This is a genomic window from Holdemania massiliensis, assembly GCF_022440805.1.
In the GTDB taxonomy this organism is placed as follows: domain Bacteria; phylum Bacillota_I; class Bacilli_A; order Erysipelotrichales; family Erysipelotrichaceae; genus Holdemania; species Holdemania massiliensis_A.
On record NZ_JAKNTK010000001.1, the window covers coordinates 4,115,778 to 4,138,746 of the forward strand.

The following is a 22,969-nucleotide window of genomic DNA, read 5'->3' on the forward strand; positions in this document are numbered from 1 at the left end:
TTACCAACTGTTAGCAAGCTAAGCTTTTCTCTATCATTATACCAGTCTCTGGCTAACTTTCCAGTTCAAAAATTACATTCATTATAAGAAAGTAATTGAAATCTTTTAGAAATCTGAATTCACTCCCTGTTACTCTCTTGATTTTTACCTACACTTTGAACTCGTTATTTCATATGAAAGAGAACCTTGGACTTCCTTTTTAAAGGATCCGTCAAAACCAGCTTTAAGAAAATAGGAAAACGATAGAAAGCATTTTTTGGCGCTTCCTATCGTTTTTCCTATTTATTTTTTAGAATGATTCTTGCATATCTTTTTTATTGGTATGCCTTCCTGCTTCTATTTTAATTTCTTAAAGATGAAGAAACCACCACCGATTACTGCAATACCAAGGACAGTTACCCAAAGAATCCAAGAAGATGACTGATTTGTCGATTTCTGAGGTTGGATGGTTGCTTCCGGTACAGAACTCGCCTTTGGAGTTTCAGTTGGTAAACTTGTTGGTTCGCTCTTCATATTGGTTTCCGGAGTTGTTTCCGGCGTTGTCTGCGGCAGCCGACTTGGCTCTGATGTCGGTTTCGGTTTTGCTTTCGCAGGGATAGACGCGGTTGGAGTCGGTATGACTTCATTCTCTGTTTTTGATTCTTCTTCGTGAGGTTTCTGTTGTTCTCTTCGTGTTCCCGTCACAACAAATGGTGAGAAATCAGGACTTGTAATCTTTGTAATTCCACCCTCCATTGTAATCTGACGCTCAGTTGGTACTCCGTTGGCAATGTGATAAACCTTAATCTCAGTAAAGGTCTCTAAATCAATCACCTTCTCAACAGCGATTGTAATTGATGAACCTGAATTCCATAAGGTATCGTTATTCACTCTATCCACAAATTGAATCTGCAGACCAAACAAAACTTCCTGCTTTCCTAATACAGACTGAACGTAACCCTTAGCTACTTCTTTGGATAGTTCTTCTACTTCTAAAGCAATATGCCAAGGAATATTTTCAACACTGGCTCCCGTTGGCTGATGATTAACTTTTTCAGCAACTGATTTCAAAGCATTCAGCTTTTCTTGATATTCCTGAGTGAAGAACACTTTTTGATCTTCAGGCAAAGCATTCAATGCCTGATGCAGCTGCACAAAATCATGCATACTACCTTCATTTACTTTATCGGTACTGATCAGTTTTTCTAATAATAATTGTGTATCTGCATTCGGCTTTGCGGCGCTCTTACGTGTAACATTAATTGTATACGTCATACTGGTCGAGTTATCTTCCGCAACAACTGTAATTACAATCTTATTTTGACCTTCATGAAGGTTCTCATGTCCGCTGATTTGGACCGAAGCATGATCGCTGACCGTTACATTCAGCGTCAAGGACGTAATATCTGCTTCAACTTCGGCGTTATAACTGTAAACATAAGAATTAAATTCAGGATCTACGTTCAATCCTTCCAGGCTTAACAATAGTGCATCATGGGACAGCTCTAATTCTTCCTTAGTGATTGTAACGAAATATTCCTTTACACTTCCATCAGCTGCTGTTACATGAATCGTCCAAAGAACGCCTTCATCATCCAGACTGGAAGCCTGAGCATTCACAGAAGCTTGATCATCCTGAGTAATACCCAGAATTTGAATCATGCTTGGATTCACTGCTTTTGCGGTATATTCCAAGACTTCTGGATCAAAGGTTTCATTTAATACTATTCCTTGAATGGCTTTTAAATTTGCATTGGAAGAGCGGATTGGTTCCTTGCGAATAACCGTAATTATGGTTTCTTTTTTCGTTCCGTCTTCCGCGGTTACCGTTACTGTTATCTGATTCTCACCTACTTGCAAATCAGAGAAGCCCGTTGCCATTACCGTCGCATTTGCATGCTTAGCAACCGCATGAACCTGCAAAGAAGTAATTTCATTTTCGACAACTACTGAATAAGCAAAGATTTCAGGATTAAATTGAGGATCGAGACTTCCCGCAGATAAAGTAAGTTCCTCTAAAGAAGCATCACTCGATTTTAAAGCTTCACGGGTAATTGTAATAGTATATGTTTTAACAGTTCCATCTTCTGCGGTCACTTGAATTGAGATTTTATTTTCTCCTTCAGCTAAAGATGTACTTCCGATTACCTCTGCCGTTGCTTTCGCATGATTCGTTGCAACATTAACAGTAATTTCTTTAACGCTGTTAGCGACTATTACGCTGTAGTTTTCAGTATCAGGTGAAAATATAGGAGTTAACGTTCCATTACTGAGAATTAATGATTTCAATGTTGCGTCTGAAGATTTCGCTTCCTGGCGTGTAATTACAATGGTATACGTCTTCTTCGTTGTTCCATCTTCAGCTGTAACCCCAATTTCGATCGTATTCGTTCCGACGGTTAAGTTCTGAATTCCCGTTCCCGTAACAGTAGCTTTCGTGTCTGTTGGCTCTGCACTGACTGTTAACTGAGAAACACTGTTATCCACGGTTGCGGTATAACTCATCGTATCCTTACTGAATACTGGGGAAAGTGTTCCTTCATTGAGGCTCAGTGATTTCAATGTCGCATCGGTCGATTTCGCTTCCTGGCGTGTAATTACAATGGTATACGTCTTCTTCGTTGTTCCATCTTCAGCTGTAACCCCAACTTCGATCGTATTCGTTCCAACGATTAAGTTCTTGACTCCGCTTCCCGTAACAGTAGCTTTCGTGTCTGTTGACTCTGCACTGACCGTTAACTGAGAAACACTGTTATCCACGGTTGCAGTATAGCTCATTGTATCTTGACTGAATTCTGGGGAAAGTGTTCCTTCACTGATGTTCAGTGATTTCAATGTCGCATCGGTCGATTTTGGAGCCTGTCGTGTAACTACAATGGTATACGTCTTCTTCGTTGTCCCATCTTCAGCTGTAACCCCAATTTCAATCGTATTCGTTCCGTCGGCTAAATTCTTGACTCCGCTTCCCGTAACAGTGGCTTTTGTGTCTGTTGACTCTGCACTGACTGTTAGCTGTGAAACACTATTATCCACGGTTGCAGTATAGCTCATCGTATCTTTACTGAATTCTGGGAAAAGTGTTCCTTCACTGATGTTCAGTGATTTCAATGTTGCGTCTGAAGATTTCGCTTCCTGTCGAGTAACTACAATGGTATACGTCTTCTTCGTTGTCCCATCTTCAGCTGTAACCCCAACTTCGATCGTATTCGTTCCAACGGTTAAGTTATGAACTCTGCTTCCAGTAACAGTAGCTTTCGTGTCTGTTGACTCTGCACTGACTGTTAACTGTGAAACACGGTTATCCACGGTTGCGGTATAGCTCATCGTATCTTTACTGAATTCTGGGGAAAGTGTTCCTTCACTGATGCTCAGTGATTTCAATGTCGCATCGGTCGATTTTGGAGCCTGGCGTGTAACTACAATGGTATACGTCTTCTTCGTTGTTCCATCTTCAGCTGTAACCCCAACTTCGATCGTATTCGTTCCAACGGTTAAGTTATGAACTCCGCTTCCCGTAACAGTGGCTCTTGTGTCTGTTGGCTCTGCACTGATTGTTAACTGAGAGACACTGTTCTCTACCGTTGCAGTATAGCTCATCGTATCTTTACTGAATTCTGGGGAAAGTGTTCCTTCATTGATGCTCAGTGATTTCAATGTCGCATCGGTCGATTTCGCAGCCTGTCGTGTAACTACAATGGTATACGTCTTCTTCGTTGTTCCATCTTCAGCTGTAACCCCAATTTCGATCGTATTCGTTCCAACGATTAAGTTCTGAACTCCCGTTCCCGTAACAGTGGCTTTTGTGTCTGTTGACTCTGCACTGACTGTTAGCTGTGAAACACTATTATCCACGGTTGCGGTATAGCTCATCGTATCTTTACTGAATACTGGGGAAAGTGTTCCTTCGCTGATGCCTAGCGATTTCAAGCTTGCATCCGTCGATTTTTGCGGCGCAGCTTTACGATTGATCGTAATGCGATAATACTTATTTGTAAATCCGTCTTTCGCAACCACTTTAACGACAACTTCATTCTTTCCAACTTTCAGATCCTGATTACCTGTGATCGTTACGGTTGCTCCCTCAGCCTGTGCTGTGGCAGTAACCTTCAGATCAGTTACATTGTTTTCAACATCAGCTGAATACTGGACTATTGAAGAATCAAAGCTGCCTAAATCAACGCCTTCGATTGAAAGTGTTTTAAGTTCCGCATTTCTTAATAATGAATCATCCTCATAGTTAACGATCACAGTATATTTATTGACTGTTGTACCATCCTCAGATGTCAAAACATAAGCATCCTTTTCCAACATCAACACCTGATTCCAAACATTAATTAAAGTCCCTCTTGTCAACTTAAATGCAGGTATTAATTTGTCTGCATACTGCGATCCATCTTGAGCCTTAGGAAGATTCAAAGTTACTGTTTTATTGACAGAATCCACGATTCCAACAATACCGCCGTTTACTAAATTCGCATTAGTACTATCGTAGGGTATCTCAAACGTTTCAAAATCAGCATCTGAATTTTTATTATTCGTGACCTTCACAGTAATCGTTGCAATCACTTCTTCAGAAGTGGTCTCATCCACGACCTTTATTTTTTTAGTATAGGTTCCTAGATTCTCAGCTTTTCCTCTAAGCTCAAGAATATCCCCCGCAAATCCTAAAGCTAAAGTTCCGTCTACCACTACATACGCTGGTGAATAGTTATATTTTCCACTTCCGCCTGTGACTTCTCCAACCTGGATTGGTTGAATCATTTGAGCTTGGCCATTATTAAGATCACTATCACCATAATCAACACCTGCCGCTACTTCAATCGTTTGATCCTTGAAATTAAGCGGTTCAATCACATAAACCAGTCCTATCTTTACACCTACATCTCCTGAAGTTGCATATAAAGTCATTCCATTGATTTCAGGACTTAATTCATTGGTATCAATAACGACAAGTTCTCCATCGTTTTCAATCGCAAATCCGATTCCATACTTCTCAAATTGATTCGATCCAAAAATCTCAGTTTGATTATTATTGGTATAGGTAATTCTTAGCTGCATTCCCGTTGGATCGAAAGCTTCACCTGGACGATAAACCATTTTTTCAGGTTCATTAATGATTTCTATTCGATCTACAATTTTTTCAGATACATTAATCGTCTGTGTTAACGTTGAATCAAAATAGTGGATTTTAATCTCTTTGACAGAAGTATCTAACGGCCCTTCCGGCTCCCAAGTAAATCCAGAGATAATATAAAGATTTACGTTATCTGATGTTTTTGCATAGAGTTTAATCCCTTCCGGATTAAAGTGATCTCCTTCCTGGTAGTTCAGCTTGGTCGGTTTATTAGAAATTTCTATTTCACTTATTGTTGGTTTTCGCACCTGAATCGTATGTGTCTTTCGCTGACCACGATAGTTCACGGTAAAAGTCAATGGTCCTTCTTTCTCTGGATTAAAACCTTCCAGCATATTCTTTGTAATAGAGACTGTCCCTGAATTGACCTGTAGCTGAGCAGAAAATTTTAACCGTGAGTTATAATCTTCCCCTACATAGCATTCAGCTAAACCAAGTATCTCTCCCAGGATCAGCTCAGCTTTGCCTAATTCTGGATACGCATTTCCCATCGTCCAGACTGTTCCAAAATCCCAACTGACAAATGTAGCCTCGGTTTTCATTTCTTCCGCCGATTTGTTCTGAGCCTTTCTGTTATCCTCTCCTGTATGAACCGCAACCGCAGGATAATCAGCCTGACTTAATGCATAGACAGAACTCTGATTTGTCGAATTAGCATAACCCTCAAAGGTACCAACCTTCAAAATATTAGAAGAATCTGTGATATTCAGAGGGGTCACACTATGACAATTCTGAACGCGAAAACCAAATTGTGTGAATGATGTACTGCTTCCAGATTGTCCTAAGAATCCACCTGCATAAGCTGAGGTTATTGCGGATGTAGATCGGCTCACAGTTAAACTTCCCGCCGAATAACTATCTTCAATAATACCCGTATTATATCCGACAAAGTTGCCTATAGCTGAAAGGGATGCTGACAGCTGACCCGTTAATGCCACCGTAGAATAACTTCTTGAGATTATGCCTGGCATCTCATTATATCCAGACATTCCACCAATGGCTTGTGTTAAAAAGCTCATCGAACTTTCCAACATATTGACGCGCATTGTACCGCCAATAGAACAATCTGTAATTATTCCTTGGTTGGCGCAAACCAATCCTCCTACATAATTACTGCTGTCAACATTGATATCCACAGTCACATTCAAATTCTCAATAGTACCCGTATTCTGACTGATCAGCGGCTGATTTAACGAAAAAATTGTATGATTTGCGCCATCCAAAACACCAGAAAAATCTGCGACACTCATCCAGTTTTTCCCGCTATAATCCAAATCCTGCTCCAAACGGAAAAAGGCAGAAGGTGCGACAGACAAATAACGTAAATCTGCCGGCGTCTTAATTAAATAAGGGTCTGTTTCAGTACCTTGTCCGCTAAGACTTATTGATGAATCCAAAGTTACTGGGGTATATGTGATATGTTCCCCATGGTCTGAAGGTACAGTAAATTTTCCATCAATGGTTTTGACAACAAGGGAGGCTGTTGGTTCCAACATGATTTCTGTATTGGTATTTAAATAAGCAACCGGGTAATTGGACACCTGTTTTTTTACAATCGGATCACCATAGAATCCATCTAATCCCGATTCACTTTGTTTAAATGCAGCGATATAAAAATTTTTCAATGCATCCGAAAAAGTTGGCAGTTTTGTTTTTAATCCAGCATTCGCTAATACGGCTTCGATAAATTGAGCCGTATCCCCATTAAATTTTACATTATAAACTGATTTAATGAATTCAATTGGCTGATAGTCTTCTGCTTTTTGACTGATTAGATAACGAACAAACAAATACGGCATGGAATAATCTTGAACCGTTGTATTTCGATAAGTGGAGTACGTTAAAGCACTGCCTTTGCGGATCGTATTATTCCCCGAAATTTTCTCCAGCCAACCTGTTGGGTCATTACCACCCCAGGTATAATCCATAATCGCTACAGATAAGCCTTCATTAAACCACCTCAGCGTGGAATCAGAATTTCCGCTCAGAACTTTCCAAAAGAAAACAGCATGTTGACCTTCATGCGTCAACAGACCACTTGTTCCATTGAAATAACCCTTTTTATATGTTTCAGGCGCGTTGATATGAATTGCTGTAATATCCGGATCCTGAGAAAAATATCCAGAAGAGCCATTGCTTGTGACTTCCAACATGATGGATAGTTTTCCTGATCCGTCCTGATAAGGAAAGTCATGATTACTGATTTCGTTAAGAATCTCATAAGGACGACCTTCATAGACTTGAATCATCTCTTCAGCAGCTAAAATCGCATTGTCACCATATTTTGCTTTTAAATCTTTATCCATCCAAATCACGCTGTGTTCACTGACCGCAAGTACCTCATACTGTCCACGCACTTCGCCAATCTGATAAGTTTTCACTCTCGCAGAACGGTTGGCATAATTGATTCGAGATTCAGGAATTTCCTTTTCGATGAAATTATCATTGGTTTCGTAAACTGAACGATTACTTTCATTCGCTGCCGCGCCCCCTGCGTCAACAACTAAGGCTCCGGTTGATTCAGCATCACCGAATATTTTTGAATTGGTGTTGGTAATGACAATATAATCACCTTCTAAGATTTGCGGTGTATTCGCCTTTATTGTCATGGGTGCAGAGGGCAAAGCAAACAAGACTGCACTGATCAAGGCAGTCCATCGTCGAACAGAATTACGCATAATAAATATACTCCTCATTCCTTAAACATGAACGCTGACAAAATACCGAACTTTCTCCCTATTATTTTGTTAGCGTTTACATCTTTAATGGTACTCGAAGATCTTGTTGAAAACAACGGTTATATAAGTAAAGTTCATAAAACTTTTATATTTGTTCTTGAATTTCTAAAGAAATCCATTATATTTTTCCAAAGTCTTTCCATTTTTAATTGAAATGAAAAAAAACTCATGTTCAGAGCTTGTTCTAAGCCCTTAAACATGAGTTCTATTGAGTTTGAAATTGATTACTTATTCAGCGTAAGCTGCTGCCTGCTGACCTGCAATTCGGCCAAAGACGATGATATCCGCAACCGCATTGCCGCCTAAACGGTTAGCGCCGTGAACACCGCCGGTAACTTCGCCTGCTGCATACAGACCCGCGATAGCATTGCCTGAAGCATCCAGAACTTCTGTGTTCGGGTTGATCTTCAGACCGCCCATGGTGTGATGAACACCCGGAGCCACTTTGATTGCATAGTAAGGACCTTCATCCAGCTTGTTCGCAAAGCTGGTACGGCCGAATTCTTCATCTTTGCCCGCTTCTACACAAGCATTCCACTTATCCATCGTTTCAACTAAAGCTGTACCATCAACACCCATGGCAGCAGCCAGAGCTTCAACATCCGCACCTTCAACCGTCAGACCCTGCTTGATGTAACCCGCAATAACGCTGGAAGCTTCAACCATCTTGTTATCGACGATCAGCCATGCAAATCCGCCCGGCTGAGCAACTTCAGCAGCGGATACAGCATCCCGCGTACCGACTTCATCAAAGAAACGCTTGCCTTCGCTGTTGACCAGAATCGCACCATCGCCGCGCAGCCCTTCAGTGATCAGAGCGCTGGTTTCCTGAGAAACTGTCGGATGGATCTGAATCTGTTCCATATCTACAGTATCCGCACCGATCGCCTGAGCCATAACGATGCCGTCGCCTGTCATACCCGGAGCATTGGTGCAGACAAAGCCTTCATAATCCGGCTTGTACTGTAAAACCATTTCGGTATTGGCTGCGAAACCGCCGGTTGCCAAAACAACCGCTTTGCCGGTATAGGTTGTTTCTCCCGCTTTAACGCCGGTAACCTTTCCGTCGGTTACGACTAATTCTGTCGCCGCCGTTTCCATGACAAACTGAATGCCTTTGCCTTCTGCGGCTTTGGTCAGCTTTGGTACTAAATAAGAACCAACAGCTACCGTCTTGCCTTCATCATTGACCGGCTTATGAATCCGCTTTACACTGGCACCGCCGAAGCTGCCAACCTGGGACAGATCCGCATCCACGGTCTTCAACCATTCAATGCCGTTCTTCGCTTCATTCGCCAGAACTTCTACCAATGCATGATCGTTCAGGTTCTTGCCGCCGACCAGCGTATCCAACATAAACAGTTCTTCTGTATCGAAGTAACCTGTCGGATTGGCCTGGTATTCTTCCCACTGCGTTTCCACAGTGGCAACCAGATCCGCTAAATCCGGATAGCTTTCCTTAGCGCTGGCCAGCATTTTTTCAACACCAGCACCTTCCGTGAATTCATTCTCATCTTGTTCTGGTGTATTTGCAGCATTCATCCCGCCAGTAGAACGCGTTGTGTTGCCGCCTGTCATCGCTGCTTTTTCAATAACGATAACCGACTTGCCTGCGTTTGCCGCTTCGATCGCTGCTGTCATGCCCGCTCCGCCGGCGCCTACGACGATAACGTCAGCTTCTGTTGCTGCCGCTTCCGGAGTCGGTGTTGTCTCGTTGCCCTCGGTCTTCGGCGCGCTGGAACAGCCCGTCAGAAGCATCAAGCTGGCAAGAGTAAGAGCAATTAATTTCTTCATTTCATTCTCTCCTTTGCAAATGCTTTTGCGTTCTTAGTATATCAATTTGCACAGGATAATCAAGAAAATTTTCACAAATCTTACACAATTTACTAAATCCTTTTAACATTGCGCTTTTTTTCATAACGAAAAGAAATTAATCATAGATAATTTGGTTATTAATCTTCAATTTATGAAAGCGGTTAAAATAGCAATTTAGCCCAGGCTTCGCAATGGATATCTGAAACTGGGACCCACCCCAGCTTTTTATAAAAGCTACGGATTTTTTCTACATCATCGCTAAGCAATATTTTCTGGCGGACCTGAGGATAGCGGTCACACAGCGTTTTAAGCAGCAAGGTTCCCCAGCCTTGATTTTGATAGTCCGGATCCACAATTAGATCCTGCACATAGAGAATTGTCTCTCCATCTCCCACAGCTCTTACAAAACCCAGCAGCTGATCCTCATGACTCAGCTCCAAAACGCAGAGCGAACGATCAAAAGCCGAGCGAATCCGCTGGGGCTGGCGCGTGTATTCAGTCCAGCCGACAGCTTCATATAAGCGTAAAATTTGTTCTTCACGACCGGGCTGCATTGTTTGAATAATCATCGCTGATCCTCCTTGATGACGCTCTGTTCCATTTTATGAAATCGATGTAAGTTTCAGAATATTTTTGATTTATTGCCTGCTTTTCTATTCTTGATCTTAATTCCAACAAAATCACAACGCTGATTGATCTTCATGCCCTGTTTCATCTGATTTCCTTCATTACCATGAACTCGAATCCGCTATGAAACAAAGACAATGCCTAAGCTTCATTGGCGTCTTTTAACCGGATGCTTTCCAAAGCCGATTTCAGCTCCGGATAATCAGAAAAAGACAAAGACCAGTCCAGCCAGCGGAAAACTTCCTGCCACGTTCCCAAATGATACAATCCCAGCGGACATTCGGTCAGAATTTCCAACAGGCGTTCTCGATAAACCGGCTTTCGCAGATCCGTCAGCGTTTCCGCCTGCACTTCATTTTTAAGAAAGATTAAGATCTGTTCAATCGCACTGTTGATCCCAAACACACACATGTTTCCCACCTGTCTTTCTTTGCTTGTATCATAAAGTAGACTTTACCTGACGATTGAAATATAATAAGAATTACTGGAAAAAGCCTGGTTTTTGGGCATATTTTGGCCTGGTGCAAAAAGTCTACTTTTTCAACCAAATCCTGGAAATCGCAACTGATCTTTCCGCTATGATCAAAAGAAAAGATCCGCCAGAATCCGGATCTTTCTACAACAGTTCATTATGAAGTTTTTCAGCCTTGGATAATGATTATTTAACTTCCTGAATATTTCCGCTTTTATCCGCTAAGATAACACTGACATTCAGTTTATTCTTCAGAACTTTCGGTATCTCGCTCCACTGTTTGCGATAGACCGACGAATCATTGAAAGCTACGCTGTAACGAACGGAGCTGGCTGTATCCTCACTGATTTCTTTAAGAATGGAATTGATCTTTACCGGCAACGGCTGACGTCGTCCGCGATGGGTTCCCTGAACTTCGATGATCCAGGTAATGCCATCTTTTTCAGCTTGGATCTTATTGGGGAATTCTGTTGTCTGCCAGCCGCGTTCATTCAGCCAGGCTGCCAGAATCCGCCGCAGATCTTCCGTATTCCGGCTGCTTTTCATCATTCGGTCACGCCGCTTCTGTTCCTCACTCTTAGCCGGACGGCCGCGCTTTTTCGGCGGGAACATCACTTCCCGATCCGTCAGGTTATCGACATAATACCGAACCCGCAGGTGAGAGCCAAAACCAGTTTGTCCCTTCGGACGCTGCAGGATTTCATCACCTTGATATAACAGCTTGTAGATTGCCTGACAACAGGTCGGCATTGTCGCATGTTCCGGCGAAACCTCCTGATGTAGTTCTTTGGAACTAATTTCTATCCATTTCTCCCCTCGATCATGAGCCTCCTGCTTCTTCTGCTGAAGTATTCTTAAATAATCGTTGATTCCCGGACCCTTCATCCTTATTCACTCACTTTCTTTACCTTGACGACGTCATTATAGGGGTTGGGGTTTGTCGAAATCCCGCGTAACGTGTCGTTGTATGAAAAATAGTTGATTTATCCGAATTTATCCCCGGAAAATCGCTTATTTTTCCTTTGTTTTTCAGGTAATCCTACATCATTCTTTCAGGTTGTCCGGGATTCTAAAGCTCAAAAAACAAAAAAACCGGGTCTTAAAGACCCGGCTTTCATTGCGTATTCCTTGGCTATTTCTTGTCGTCAGACGGCAGATAGAATATCTGTTCACCTTCCTTGGAAAGCATAAAGCTTCCCCGTGCATAGCTTTGTACGTAAGCAGGATCTTCAAGTTTATCCCGCTGCAGTGTCAGATATTTATTTTCTTCCTGAAGGGTTTTCAGCTCTTCTTCCACACGGGAGATCTGCTGCTTCAATTCCATCGTCGTTAAGACTTCCTTCACTACGCCGTAAAGCATAAACAAGGAAAAACAAATGACGACCAAGCTGATGAACTTTGCAAGCATGCTCCGTTTTTTCCGTCCTTTGGGTTTGACGGTTTTCGGCTCATTTCGATTTTCAGCTGTCAAGTTCGATTCCTCCTTCGCCTGCTTTCTTGCGAAAATGATAAAAATTTAGGTGCACTTTTATTATACTTAAAATTCATTTAAACGCAAGTGAAACTCCGGTGAAGTGAAAGGAAGGAGCCTTATTCATTCACTGCCCGCGCTCCCCATCGGGACACAATTTATAAAACAGCGGACGAAGCGTCTTCCGGTTCAGGGTGTTTTCGTTTTCGCTTCGCCTGCCGTTTTTGTTTTTTTAGCTGCTTTTTTGCCTGCTTTGCCTGATGTTTTTTCTGATGTTTCGCTTTCTGAAGCTGCTGCTTTTCCGCTTTCTTTTTCCGGCGAAGCTCCGAATGCTGTTTCAGGACTGCCTGATTTTTAGCCTTTTGTGTTTTCAGACAGGTCAGCTGCTTGGCACCCCAGCGAACGATTCCTTCAAACACAGGGGAAAAGGTCATAGCATAAAATTTCAGATAAATCGCCACGCCCAGCACAAACACCAGAATCAGATACATCTGCGTCTGACCGCCGGTAATCGGCAGCAGTCCGGCATACATGAGCGTGACAAAAACAAAGAAGTAGAGGGTTTCTATAACCCATCTCACAACATGTCGGCGAAAGTGCCAGGTCAGCCGATTCATTCCGCTCCAGGTCAAAGCGAACACCCAGCCGCTGAAAAAATGATAAACCAGCGCCTGAAATTGCTGGGGAAGCAGGATCATTTCAACAATTTACCCAGAAATGATTCCTTGCCCGGCCCTTTTTTATTCACAATATATTCCAGACGGTCGATCACTCCGCGGATGCTGACCTCTCCCCGCTCTGTGTCCAGCTTGCCCAGCGTCAGATCCTTGCCCTGCACCAGCATCCAGCCCTGGCTGGTTTCTAAGAGGAATTCATTGCTGTCAAAACTGTCGATCTGCTTGACCCCCGTCAGATCCAGGCTTTTCCTATCTTTCATCACCACGTTATGATACGGATTCGTTTCAAATTTTAAAGGATTGGATAACAGACTTTCACTCATAAGAAAAAACCTCCTGTTCTCTACCACCGTATGAACAGAAGGTTTCGTTTATTCCAGTTCGACGCGTTTTTCCTCAACAACTTCGTACATTGAAGCCGCATCTTCTTTCCGGGTATACTGCGCGGTTTCGGTCACCCTTACCGTCAGCTGCCGCTGGCCGAAAATCACGGTGATCAAATCGCCCACATTGACTTCACTGGCCGGCTTAGCGGTCTTTCCGTTGATCAGCACGCGCTGGTGATCTGCCAGATCTTTTGATACTGTGCGGCGCTTTAAAATCCGGGCCACCTTTAAATACTTGTCCAATCGCATTTCATCACCTCTGGTTTCTATCATACCACAGTTCAACTGTCTTTCAAGCCTGGGACACTTCGCTCATTTCTCATTCTTCCTCATCCAGAAAGAAAATTTCATCCACATGCAGGCCCAGTCTGCGCGCCAATTTCATGGCCAGTTCCAGCGTCGGATTGTATTTGTTGTTTTCAATCGCAATGATGGTCTGCCGTGTCACGCCCATTTCCTGCGCTAAATCTTCCTGGCGCAGCCCAGCCTGCTTTCGCAGCTGTTTAATCCGATTCTGCATCGAATCTACCGCAGCCAGGCTGCACCCGAAGCGAGGATCAGCACGAAGATAACAAAAGCGGTAATACTCATTCCAAGCAGCCTATTCGGTTCATGGTACTCCTCATCGCCCGCAATCATCCGACGCTTGAGCGCAACCTGTGAAAATCCCTGAACGCATACCGCAAGTCCCAGCAGAATTGACGGCCAGGGCTGATAAGTCCCTGAATTAAACCAAGCTTGACCGCTGTTCCATAACGTCCAGGCACACAAGGCAAGCAGAACGGCTTTGTAGCCCAAAGACTCAGAGCGCAGCTGAATGTTTCGTTCCATTTCATCCATTTTCTTCATCATCCTGACCTCCTTAAAAAGACGCTTTTTCAGCTAAATGTTAAACTTTTTTTACATTTCAATTATAACTCCATGGATCGAAATGTCAAGACTATTTAACATTATTGCTCATCCATTCCTTATCTTAACAGTTCCATGGCAAAGTCTTTCTTCTACCTTTTTATCTAACCTTGAAGCAGAATCGTATTCTTTCTTCCTTTTTATCGGTGCTCATTCTCGCTCTCTGCCGCTTATTCTGTTAAACAAGCTTAAAATTAAGATTCACCTTTCCTTTGAGTTAAACAGCAATCCTTGTTTTACAGAATGCGGCTGTTCATGAATAGATTTTCGGTTTATACTGGTGAAAAGAGGTTATAACAATGCGAAAACTTACAGATGAAGAAGCTCTCACTTATGGGATCCAGCCCATCCATCATCAAATGGATAATGGTGAACAACGTTTTCGCCTGACGCGGGATACCGGCAGCAGCTACATTCTCACGCTCAGTGCCCATCAGAGCGGCTGGCAGTCCAGTCACATTCACCATCAAAAGCGCGAATTCTACATTGTGGAACAAGGCTGGATTGTCATCGCCTTATGGCAGCAGGAGAAGCTGACGTTTCAGCGCTTGGATCCCGATGACTGTTTTATGCTTCCGCCAGGCCTTCCCCACAACGTTTACTTGGCAGCGGACTCGGTTGTGCATACGGTTAAATATGGCTGTCCTGATACGGATTGGGAAGCCGTCAGCGCGCTGGATGAGCTTCTTCGTACCGAAACCTTTGATGGAAAGACATTTTTAACCCGTTAAATTCATTCTTGGTTTCCACGTTTACGATTCTCTGACGATGATTGGCATTCATTCTGATCGAGCATGATCTTTCCTGTATTCCTATTTCCTAAAGCAAAAACAGATGTTCTGCGCTCGATCCTGAACGCGGCTCATCTGTTTTCTCTTGTTCTTCAATACCCATTTCAAAAATAGCTCTTCTGTCTGACTGGGATGGACCCGTCAGTGTTCGTGATTGCGGATCAGCAGCCGGCTGAAGGCCTGCGCAATATCCAGATGCTGCGGCTGCAGTGGGGAATCCTCTTCCAGTACGACGAAGGCTCCCAGCCAATCTCCATATACCGCAACCGGAAAGATCGTGCCTTTCATCGTATCCGGCTTAGCCGCAAACAACCGTACCTGATCAAACGGACGAACATGGTACGCTTTGACACATTCCTGAAACTCCACGGACAGTGACTGGCTGCGCCAATCATCCAGCTTCGTCTGTCCAACGCATAAAATCTGATCATCCTCTACGAATAAGACCGGATGTTCCGTTACTTCCTGCAGCGTTTGACACATCCGTGTGATCGCTTCCGTTTCATCGCTCAGAACGGAAAACTTTTTCAATACGATCTCAGAATCCTCATTGACGAAAAATTCGATTGAATCGCCTTCCTTGAGCTTATATATTTTACGGATTTCCTTCGGGATGACTAAACGCCCTAAGTCATCCAGTCTTCTAACTATACCTGTTGCTTTCATGCCGACTCTCCTTTACGTACAAATAGTATGGGACAACCGGCTCCGGATTATTCTATGAAACTTCCAGTTTCTTACTTTGATCCAAGACTTCGATGGCTAAGGCTAATTCATTGCCTTTTTTCGGAAGACGAACAATAATTCGTCCCTGAACATAACGCAGCTGGATATCCTTGGATATCGTTGTGAACGTTTCAAATAATTTTACACCGTCGATATGATCGGAAAAGGCTTTGGAGAAAACGATTTCCATCTGATTTTTCACATCCCGGAAGGAATCCACCCGCGGTTCGTTCAACAGAATGTCCAATCGTTTTTTCTCGAACAACAGACCAACGGATTTCGGCATTTTTCCAAAATAATCCTGAGTCTCCTCTTTGAGTGCGATTAACTGATCTTCATCCTGGGCGGCGTCAATCCTTTGATACAGTGATATTTTCTCAAAATCCAACGGAGCAAACTGCTTTGGAATATAGCCGTCAACCTGAACCTGAGAGCGGACAGGTTCTTTGACTTCGGGTTTGACTTCGCCCTTTTTCTCAGCGATCGCTTCCTGCAGCATCTCGATATACATATCGATGCCGACGGTATCAATAAACCCAGACTGGCTGGGGCCTAACAGATCCCCTGCGCCGCGGATCGTTAAATCGCGCATCGCAATCTTATAGCCGCTGCCGAGTTCAGTAAATTCTTTGATCGCCTGCAGGCGCTTCTGGGCAATCTCATTGACCTGCTTGCGCGGACGGACCATCAGGTAAGCATACGCAACTCGATCGCTGCGGCCGACCCGGCCTTTGATCTGATACAGCTGCGCCAAACCGAAGGTATCCGCATTTTCAATCAGGATCGTATTGGCGTTGGGAATATCAATGCCCGTTTCAATAATCGTCGTACAGATCAGCACATTCACTTCGTTGTCAGTAAACTGCATCATGACTTCTTCAATTTCATCACGGCTCATCTTCCCATGCGCCACGGCAATTTCTGCTTCTGGAACATCCTGTTTGATCTGGCGGGCAACATTATAAATCTCCTGAATGTTATTGAAAAGATAGAAAACCTGTCCCTGACGGGCCAGCTCCCGTTCGATCACTTCCTTGACCAGCGCGCGGTTTTTCTCAATCACGTACGTCTGCACCGGCATACGATTGCTCGGCGGCGTTTCCAGCTGAGATAAAGAACGAATGCCGATCAAGGACATCTGCAGCGTGCGTGGAATCGGCGTGGCGGAGAGTGAAAGGACATCCACAGATTCCTTCATTTCCTTGATTTTTTCTTTGTGTTCAACTCCGAAGCGTTGTTCTTCGTCGATGACCAGCAGGCCGAGATCATGAAACTGCACGTCTTTGGACAAGATACGATGGGTGCCGATGATCATGTCAACCTTGCCTTCCTTCAGCTCGCGCAGGATTTCCTTTTGTTTGGATTCCACGACGAAGCGGTTCAGCACTTCCACACGGATCGGGAAGTTCTCGAAGCGCTTCATCGCCGTAGCGGTATGCTGCAGGGAGAGGATCGTAGTCGGGCACAGGAAAGCGACTTGCTTGCCTTCGGTAATCGCCTTGAACGCTGCTCTTAATGCAACTTCAGTCTTGCCGAACCCCACATCGCCGCACAACAGCCGATCCATCGGTTTCGGCTGCATCATATCCTTTTTGACTTCCTGTACCGCCAAGGCCTGATCGGGAGTCAGTTCATATTCAAAGTCATCTTCGAATTCCTGCTGCAGCACCGAGTCCGGACCGTAGGCATAACCGATGTTCTCTTCGCGCTGGGAATACAGCTTCACCAGGCGGTCAGCAATCTCGTTAACATTCTCTTTCAAACGCTGCTTGGTCTTTTCCCAATCGTGACTGCCCAGCTTATTCAGCTTCGGCACCACGCCTTCACGGGAAACGAATTTGCGGACCAGGCGGAATTGTTCCAGCGGCACCAACAATTCGTCATTGCCCTTGTAGACAACGCGCAGGAAATCCTTATGCACGCCGTTGAACTCCCGCGTCACAATCCCCAGATACTGGCCGACGCCATGTTGGGAATGCACGATGAAATCGCCGGGCTGCAGATCTTGATAACTGTTCAGCGCCTCGGCTTCCTTAAACTTGGAAGCATATCGTCCCAGCTTTGTTTTTTTCTTAAATAGTTCGTGCGAGGTATAGACGATCAGATTTTCTTTTAATGCTTCAAAGCCTTCATCCAGCGCTTGCGGGATCAGCACCAGGCCTTCCTCATGCGGCTGGGTGTCATTGATCAGAAACGGAATTTCCTTTCCCTTGAGGATCGGAACAATTTCTTTCAGCTCATGGTCCTGCAGGAAAAAATACATCTGCCGGCCGCGGCCTTCTTTCAAAGCAATTTCCAGCTTCATCGGCAGCGTTTCATTCGGCAGGGCGACTTCCCGGATCATCGCATGCGGAACTTTGCGCAGCGAATCGAAAGTATCGATTTCCGTAACTTTCCGGCCAGCCAGCACGGTATTGAGCTCATGCTGAACGCTGAAACGCGGCAGCATTTTCAACTCCTGCGCCATTTCCTGAATGTAGGCCGTGGTTTCTTCTGTCAGCTGATGCAGATGGGTTTTGATCTGATCCGGATGGGACAGAAAGACCTGGGCCTGCGGGCAATAGTCGATTAAGGAGCAATTGTCATCGAGATAGCTTAAATACGGATACAGCCGGCTTTCCCTTAAGTGCGCCCGCATGGTTTCCATATCCAGATCCACAATCCCCTCGATCTGTTCATATTCGCCGTGGGTATAACGGCTTTTCAGCGATTCCAGATGATGGTGTACGCGCTGATCGATCAAAGCGATCTGATCATCGTCCAAAAGCAGATCGGAAGCCGGAACAATTTCCGCTTCGCTCAGCACCTGTACTGTGCGCTGCGTCGCAATATCAAAGGTACGGATACTGTCGATTTCCGTATCAAAAAACTCAATTCGTACCGGAGCGTCGCTGTTGATCGAATAGATGTCGATAATTCCGCCGCGGCTGGCAAAGCACAGCGGCTGATCCACCCGTGCGGTCTGTTGGTAGCCCGCCGCGATCAGGGTGCGCTTCAGCTCATTCATCGAGACTTCCATGCCGGTTTTTAACAGGATCGTGCACAGCTTAAACTGGGCAGGAGAGGGCAGATAGCGAACCAGGGCTGAAGCATGAGTCACACAGATCAGCTGATCCTCGTTCAACAAACGATTCAGAGTTTCTACCTTTTCCGCCGTAGCTTCCGGAGACGCGGCAATGGCCTCTACCCGCAGTGATTCCTCCACGCTGAAAAGCGCGCAGACCTGTGGGGAAAGCAGGGATTTCAGCTTTTCCGCCAGACGCTGAGCGGTATAGAGATTATTTTTTATGATCAGCATCGGCCTTGGATTCTGCGCATAGCTGGCTGCCAGAATCAGCGCTTCCTCGGTTAAGGAAGAAGCGGAAAGAAAGGCTTCCTGCCGCGTGCAGGCTGCAACGGCTGGGTTGTGGGCCAGCCGCCCTAACAGGAAGTTCATCGACTGCGGTTGAAGCGGTTCATGACTTCGCTGATCGGCATCGTCATGCTTGCCTTGGCCGCTTCCGCCGCGTGGTTGATTGCCGCCTGATAGTCCTCCCGCTGCTCCGCCGGAACTTTGCCCAGCACATAATCGACAATCGGAATCAGCGGATTTTTATCAATTCCTACCCGAATCCGGGCAATTTCTTGGGTATGCAGATGATCGATGATATTTTTCATGCCCTTCTGACCGCCCGCACTGCCGGAAGTCCGGATGCGGATCTTGCCGACAGGCAGATCCAGGTCATCATGAATGACGAGAATTTGATCAACCGGGATTTTATAAAACTGGACAGCCTGAATGACCGCTTCCCCGGAATTGTTCATATAGGTCTGCGGTTTCATTAACAGAATTGTTTCCTGTCCGCAGCGTACAGTTGTGATCAGAGCGTTGAATTTGGATTGACTGATTCCTGTGTTTAACAGATCCGCCAGCCGATCCAGCACATCAAAGCCCGCGTTGTGACGGGTATGTTCATATTCTCTACCGGGATTGCCTAATCCGACAATTAATTTCATAAAGTCTTCCTCCTGTCTTTATGGATGACCTGCAGCCTTTTTGTAAACCAGCGAAGAAAACCTGCTTCGGTTTCTTCTGGGGCTGCAAGACGCAAAATGACCGGATTTCCTTCAATCCCGGCCTTTTCATGCCTGATCATTATAACAGAATTCTTCCCGCTTGTCTTATCTGGGAGTCGGATTTTTCCGACTTTCTTTTTCCTTTTCTGACATGTAGAAAAACACTCAGGACTGTTGGCTTTCACTTTTTTTCTGCATTCTCAAGCGTTTGTTCACGCCGGATCTGGGTCGCGGTTTTTCCGGTTTGTTGCTTCAGCATCTTGCAAAAATAAGAAGCGGAACAGAAATTTGTTTCTTCAGCAATTTCCGTAATCGTTTTGCGTGTTGTTCTCAACAGCGTCACAGCCCGGTTGATCGTTGCTTTTTGTTTTAATTCAGTAAATGTTGCTTGGAATTCATCTTTGAGAATTCGTTCTGTCTGACGCACGCTCAGCTGCAGACGATCGGCCAGCGCAGACAGTGTCAGATTCTCACTGTCAAAGAAAAAGCATTCTCGATGTTGATTTTTCGATAATCATCCGGAACTGAATTCCGACTCTCACTCTGCTGCCAATCCGGGCCTTATATCCGGCTGCGTGATACCCCTGTCTTCAATCGGGATCTAATCCGTATTGAAGATCCGTTTATCTGGAAAGAGCAGGACTTGTACCCCATGATTGCCAAGGATATGCGCGGCGATGTATGCGGCCAAAAACAGGGTGGTATGCATGCAATTTCTCCCGATGGGATCCATTGGGAAGCAATTCCTGATGAATTAGCCTATACCCGAAGGCTTCATTGGGATGATGGAAAAACGAAACTGATGGGTTCGCTGGAAAGACCGTTCCTCTTGTTTGAAAATGGAAAGCCGGCGCATGCTTTCTTCGATACCAGCAATGGCACGCAGGGCTTTACCGATGCCACAAATACCTGGACCGTCTGCATTCCCTTAAAGCAGGAGTAAGACTAATCAACCGTACCATTATACCTGCCTTTGTCTGTTGAAAAGAAGCAATTCTGGAAAAAGACAAAGGCCGGTATTTTTTTCCCTTCCGCTTTTTCAAAGAAGATCATTCTGATTTTTTGACCTTATCTGTCCAACTCAATGCATTCGATGGCTTTCCCTTCTGACGATTCAATATCAGACTGATCTTCATATCAAAAGTACTGAAAATCAATTAAAATATAAGTAGTAAGAGAAAACTTATCTTTTAGAAGATGACTTTAATAAGAAGAAAAGGAGGAACGCCGAGCTTATGGTGAAGATTTCGGAAGAAACAAAAAATAATATTTTCAGCTTATTCACTTATTTAAACCAGCTTCAAAGAAAAGAAGAACTGGAACAGTCCTTGTTGTTAGCTGAACATAAAAACAGTTTGATTGTGATTCCTAAAAACAAAATTATTTCCTGGCAGAAAAAAGTCAATTTGGATTATGCAGCGCTTAAAAGTGAATTGGATATTCTCAACGAAAAGATCTGTCCGATAAGTGTTGATCAGCAGAAGGTTATTGTTAAAAGTTTTGTTGAAGAAATGATCAAGCTGAAGGACAGAGAGTTTATCCAGAAAACATTCTTGCTTTATTTATGTTACGAATTCAAAGAAAGCCTGACTGCGTATGAACAGACCTTATCTAAAAGTTATGATACACGGGCTGTCGAGTCACAAATTCAACTGTCCAACCGGTTAACGGGATCTTATCATTATACGGCCAGCGTAGAAATCGCTTATGATTTAGATCAATTAAAAGACCTATCCATCTCAGCGCAAAAGCTGCATAGTCAAGTTAGAACCTACATTGAAAAATGGAGTAATTTAAAAAATTGGTATACCGACAATTTGTTGAACAAAGAATTGAAAGGTTTTGCGAACTTAAAGATTCAATCCGCTAATTTTGATTTTCGTGTAGACCATGAGATCTCTGTTTCCAACACACTCTTAAACAGCTTGGATGCTTTCATTCCCGCCTATCTGGAAACATTGATCCGCGGCATAGAAAAGACTGGAACACAATGGTGATTTCCACCTGCTTCCAGTCTTTTTTCAATCTTGGTTTTAAGCTTCATCCTTTGTTTCTGGTTCATCCTCCGCTTTGGACCAGACCTGTGACTGGCTGATTTCATGGATTCCCAGATCTCTTAGAATATTAGCGCCCATTTCTGTTGACGCCCAATTGCTCACCGGTTTTTCCACACGCTGAGCCAGCTCTTCATCCTTGCGTGCCTGCGCGATTCCAGCTAAGAAGGCCGCCGCGATATTGCGATAAATATCCAGCATCTGCCGTGAACACTTCATCTTTTTGATCAGACCCTGCGCCAAATCCATGAACACCGCTTCACCGCAGTCTCCTTGTTTTGTATACCAGGCCCAACTCGCCGTATACAATTGATAAAACAGCTGATCCTGGAAGTAATCTTCTTTTTCCAGCACTTTCTCATGCAGCCGATTCAGCAATTCCTCATTGTTCTGACTGTACGCCTTAAAGCTGCAGGCAAAACACAGGTAATAAAAACTGTCTTCATTCAGACCAATCTTATTGCGGCGCCGATTCTTGGGATCGATAATGATTTTACTCAGATCAATCCGTTCAAGACAAGCTTCAATTTCAGGCAGATCATGCTGATATTTAATCAGTCCCCACAATTTCAGAATTTCACCTTTGGCTGCAAATTCCGGATCCTGAATCGAATCGATAAACTGATCAATGGCAGGGAAAAACAGCGATTCATCACTGATTTGATCCACACAGGCAATCAGTTTTTTCATTTTTTTAGAACGCTTCAGCAACGTCAGCAGGGAAATCAACATGCCCGCTGAGATCGCAAAGCAGACAATCGTAATTAACAGACTCATAAAAAAGTCACCTCTTCGGTGACATTATACCTGATTTAGCTCAGGAAAAAAAGCATTGCTCGTATTCGTTTATTCGCCAAGCTTGCCGAAGAAGGTCAGCGCGATCAATCCGCTGATCCCCACCAGACAGTAAATAATCCGGCTGAACAAGGTGCCTGCACCAAACAGGAACGATACCAGGTTAAATTCAAACGCGCCGACCAAACCCCAGTTAACAGCGCCGATGACAACCAGAAGCAAAGCGATTCCGTTGATTATTTTCATATCATCGATCCTCCTGCTCGTTAGTATGTCCAGTCTGATTATTTTTATAACTAGGAATGAAACCAGGAAAAACTATTTTCCGATTTCGTTTTT

20 protein-coding genes are annotated in these 22,969 nt (G+C 44.2%); 3 read left to right on the forward strand and 17 right to left on the reverse strand.

What is annotated here, in order from left to right:
• Positions 1–336 precede the first annotated feature (336 nt).
• The 11 genes from MCG46_RS19160 to MCG46_RS19210 form a co-directional block, all read right to left on the reverse strand.
• Positions 337–7,791 (reverse strand): cadherin-like beta sandwich domain-containing protein, encoded by a 7,455-nt coding sequence (locus MCG46_RS19160; protein ID WP_240281400.1) that lies wholly within the window; start codon positions 7,789–7,791, stop codon positions 337–339.
• A 288-nt stretch (positions 7,792–8,079) separates the two neighbouring features.
• Positions 8,080–9,645: a flavocytochrome c gene (locus tag MCG46_RS19165; protein ID WP_240281401.1), complete on the reverse strand. Its 1,566-nt coding sequence runs from the start codon at positions 9,643–9,645 to the stop codon at positions 8,080–8,082.
• Between the two features lie 182 nt (positions 9,646–9,827).
• Positions 9,828–10,235: a GNAT family N-acetyltransferase gene (locus tag MCG46_RS19170; protein WP_240281402.1), complete on the reverse strand. Its 408-nt coding sequence runs from the start codon at positions 10,233–10,235 to the stop codon at positions 9,828–9,830.
• 199 nt (positions 10,236–10,434) lie between these two features.
• The gene (locus MCG46_RS19175; protein ID WP_240281403.1) at positions 10,435–10,704 is read right to left on the reverse strand and encodes a hypothetical protein; all 270 of its coding nucleotides are present in this window, start codon (positions 10,702–10,704) and stop codon (positions 10,435–10,437) included.
• A gap of 247 nt (positions 10,705–10,951) precedes the next feature.
• Complete coding sequence (locus tag MCG46_RS19180) at positions 10,952–11,650, reverse strand: AT hook domain-containing protein (protein ID WP_154240501.1); 699 nt, start codon at positions 11,648–11,650, stop codon at positions 10,952–10,954.
• Between the two features lie 247 nt (positions 11,651–11,897).
• On the reverse strand, positions 11,898–12,236 hold the full coding sequence (locus tag MCG46_RS19185; RefSeq protein ID WP_020226240.1) for an FtsB family cell division protein: 339 nt from the start codon (positions 12,234–12,236) through the stop codon (positions 11,898–11,900).
• Between the two features lie 158 nt (positions 12,237–12,394).
• A complete protein-coding gene (yabQ, locus tag MCG46_RS19190; RefSeq protein ID WP_240281404.1) occupies positions 12,395–12,934 on the reverse strand; it encodes a spore cortex biosynthesis protein YabQ in 540 nt (179 codons plus the stop codon).
• On the reverse strand, positions 12,931–13,236 hold the full coding sequence (gene yabP, locus MCG46_RS19195) for a sporulation protein YabP (protein ID WP_020226238.1): 306 nt from the start codon (positions 13,234–13,236) through the stop codon (positions 12,931–12,933). Before yabP ends, yabQ begins: the two co-directional genes overlap by 4 nt.
• Before the next feature lie 48 nt (positions 13,237–13,284).
• Positions 13,285–13,548: an RNA-binding S4 domain-containing protein gene (locus MCG46_RS19200; RefSeq protein ID WP_020226237.1), complete on the reverse strand. Its 264-nt coding sequence runs from the start codon at positions 13,546–13,548 to the stop codon at positions 13,285–13,287.
• Between the two features lie 70 nt (positions 13,549–13,618).
• The gene (locus MCG46_RS19205) at positions 13,619–13,819 is read right to left on the reverse strand and encodes a helix-turn-helix transcriptional regulator (RefSeq protein WP_240281405.1); all 201 of its coding nucleotides are present in this window, start codon (positions 13,817–13,819) and stop codon (positions 13,619–13,621) included.
• A 5-nt stretch (positions 13,820–13,824) separates the two neighbouring features.
• Positions 13,825–14,151: a hypothetical protein gene (locus MCG46_RS19210; RefSeq protein ID WP_240281406.1), complete on the reverse strand. Its 327-nt coding sequence runs from the start codon at positions 14,149–14,151 to the stop codon at positions 13,825–13,827.
• 356 nt (positions 14,152–14,507) lie between these two features.
• Here MCG46_RS19210 and MCG46_RS19215 point away from each other — a divergent pair, with 356 nt between their 5' ends.
• Positions 14,508–14,939, forward strand: a complete 432-nt coding sequence (locus MCG46_RS19215; RefSeq protein WP_240281407.1) for a cupin domain-containing protein — start codon at positions 14,508–14,510, stop codon at positions 14,937–14,939.
• Between the two features lie 201 nt (positions 14,940–15,140).
• Here the strand turns inward: MCG46_RS19215 and MCG46_RS19220 are convergent, their stop codons facing one another.
• The 4 genes from MCG46_RS19220 to MCG46_RS19235 all read right to left on the reverse strand — a co-directional run bounded on the left by MCG46_RS19220 (position 15,141) and on the right by MCG46_RS19235 (position 20,247).
• Positions 15,141–15,665, reverse strand: coding sequence for an AbrB/MazE/SpoVT family DNA-binding domain-containing protein (locus MCG46_RS19220; protein WP_020226233.1), 525 nt, complete (start codon positions 15,663–15,665; stop codon positions 15,141–15,143).
• Positions 15,666–15,717: 52 nt separating this feature from the next.
• On the reverse strand, positions 15,718–19,161 hold the full coding sequence (gene mfd, locus MCG46_RS19225) for a transcription-repair coupling factor (RefSeq protein ID WP_240281408.1): 3,444 nt from the start codon (positions 19,159–19,161) through the stop codon (positions 15,718–15,720).
• Positions 19,158–19,721 carry an aminoacyl-tRNA hydrolase gene (pth, locus tag MCG46_RS19230; RefSeq protein WP_240281409.1) on the reverse strand — a complete coding sequence of 188 codons (564 nt, stop codon included), beginning with the start codon at positions 19,719–19,721 and terminating at the stop codon, positions 19,158–19,160. The genes mfd and pth overlap by 4 nt, the downstream gene beginning before the upstream one ends.
• 241 nt (positions 19,722–19,962) lie before the next feature.
• Entirely contained in the window at positions 19,963–20,247 is a 285-nt protein-coding gene (locus tag MCG46_RS19235; RefSeq protein ID WP_345893102.1) for a helix-turn-helix domain-containing protein, read from the reverse strand.
• Between the two features lie 186 nt (positions 20,248–20,433).
• On the opposite strand from MCG46_RS19235, the gene MCG46_RS19240 reads away from it, so the two are divergent.
• Both MCG46_RS19240 and MCG46_RS19245 read left to right on the forward strand, forming a co-directional pair.
• The gene (locus MCG46_RS19240; RefSeq protein ID WP_240281411.1) at positions 20,434–20,724 is read left to right on the forward strand and encodes a hypothetical protein; all 291 of its coding nucleotides are present in this window, start codon (positions 20,434–20,436) and stop codon (positions 20,722–20,724) included.
• 292 nt (positions 20,725–21,016) lie between these two features.
• Entirely contained in the window at positions 21,017–21,778 is a 762-nt protein-coding gene (locus MCG46_RS19245) for a hypothetical protein (RefSeq protein ID WP_240281412.1), read from the forward strand.
• 36 nt (positions 21,779–21,814) lie between these two features.
• On the opposite strand, the gene MCG46_RS19250 is transcribed toward MCG46_RS19245, so the two are convergent.
• Together MCG46_RS19250 and MCG46_RS19255 are read right to left on the reverse strand one after the other, a co-directional pair.
• Entirely contained in the window at positions 21,815–22,612 is a 798-nt protein-coding gene (locus MCG46_RS19250; RefSeq protein WP_020226226.1) for a hypothetical protein, read from the reverse strand.
• A gap of 69 nt (positions 22,613–22,681) precedes the next feature.
• On the reverse strand, positions 22,682–22,876 hold the full coding sequence (locus MCG46_RS19255) for a DUF378 domain-containing protein (RefSeq protein ID WP_020226225.1): 195 nt from the start codon (positions 22,874–22,876) through the stop codon (positions 22,682–22,684).
• Positions 22,877–22,969 lie beyond the last annotated feature (93 nt).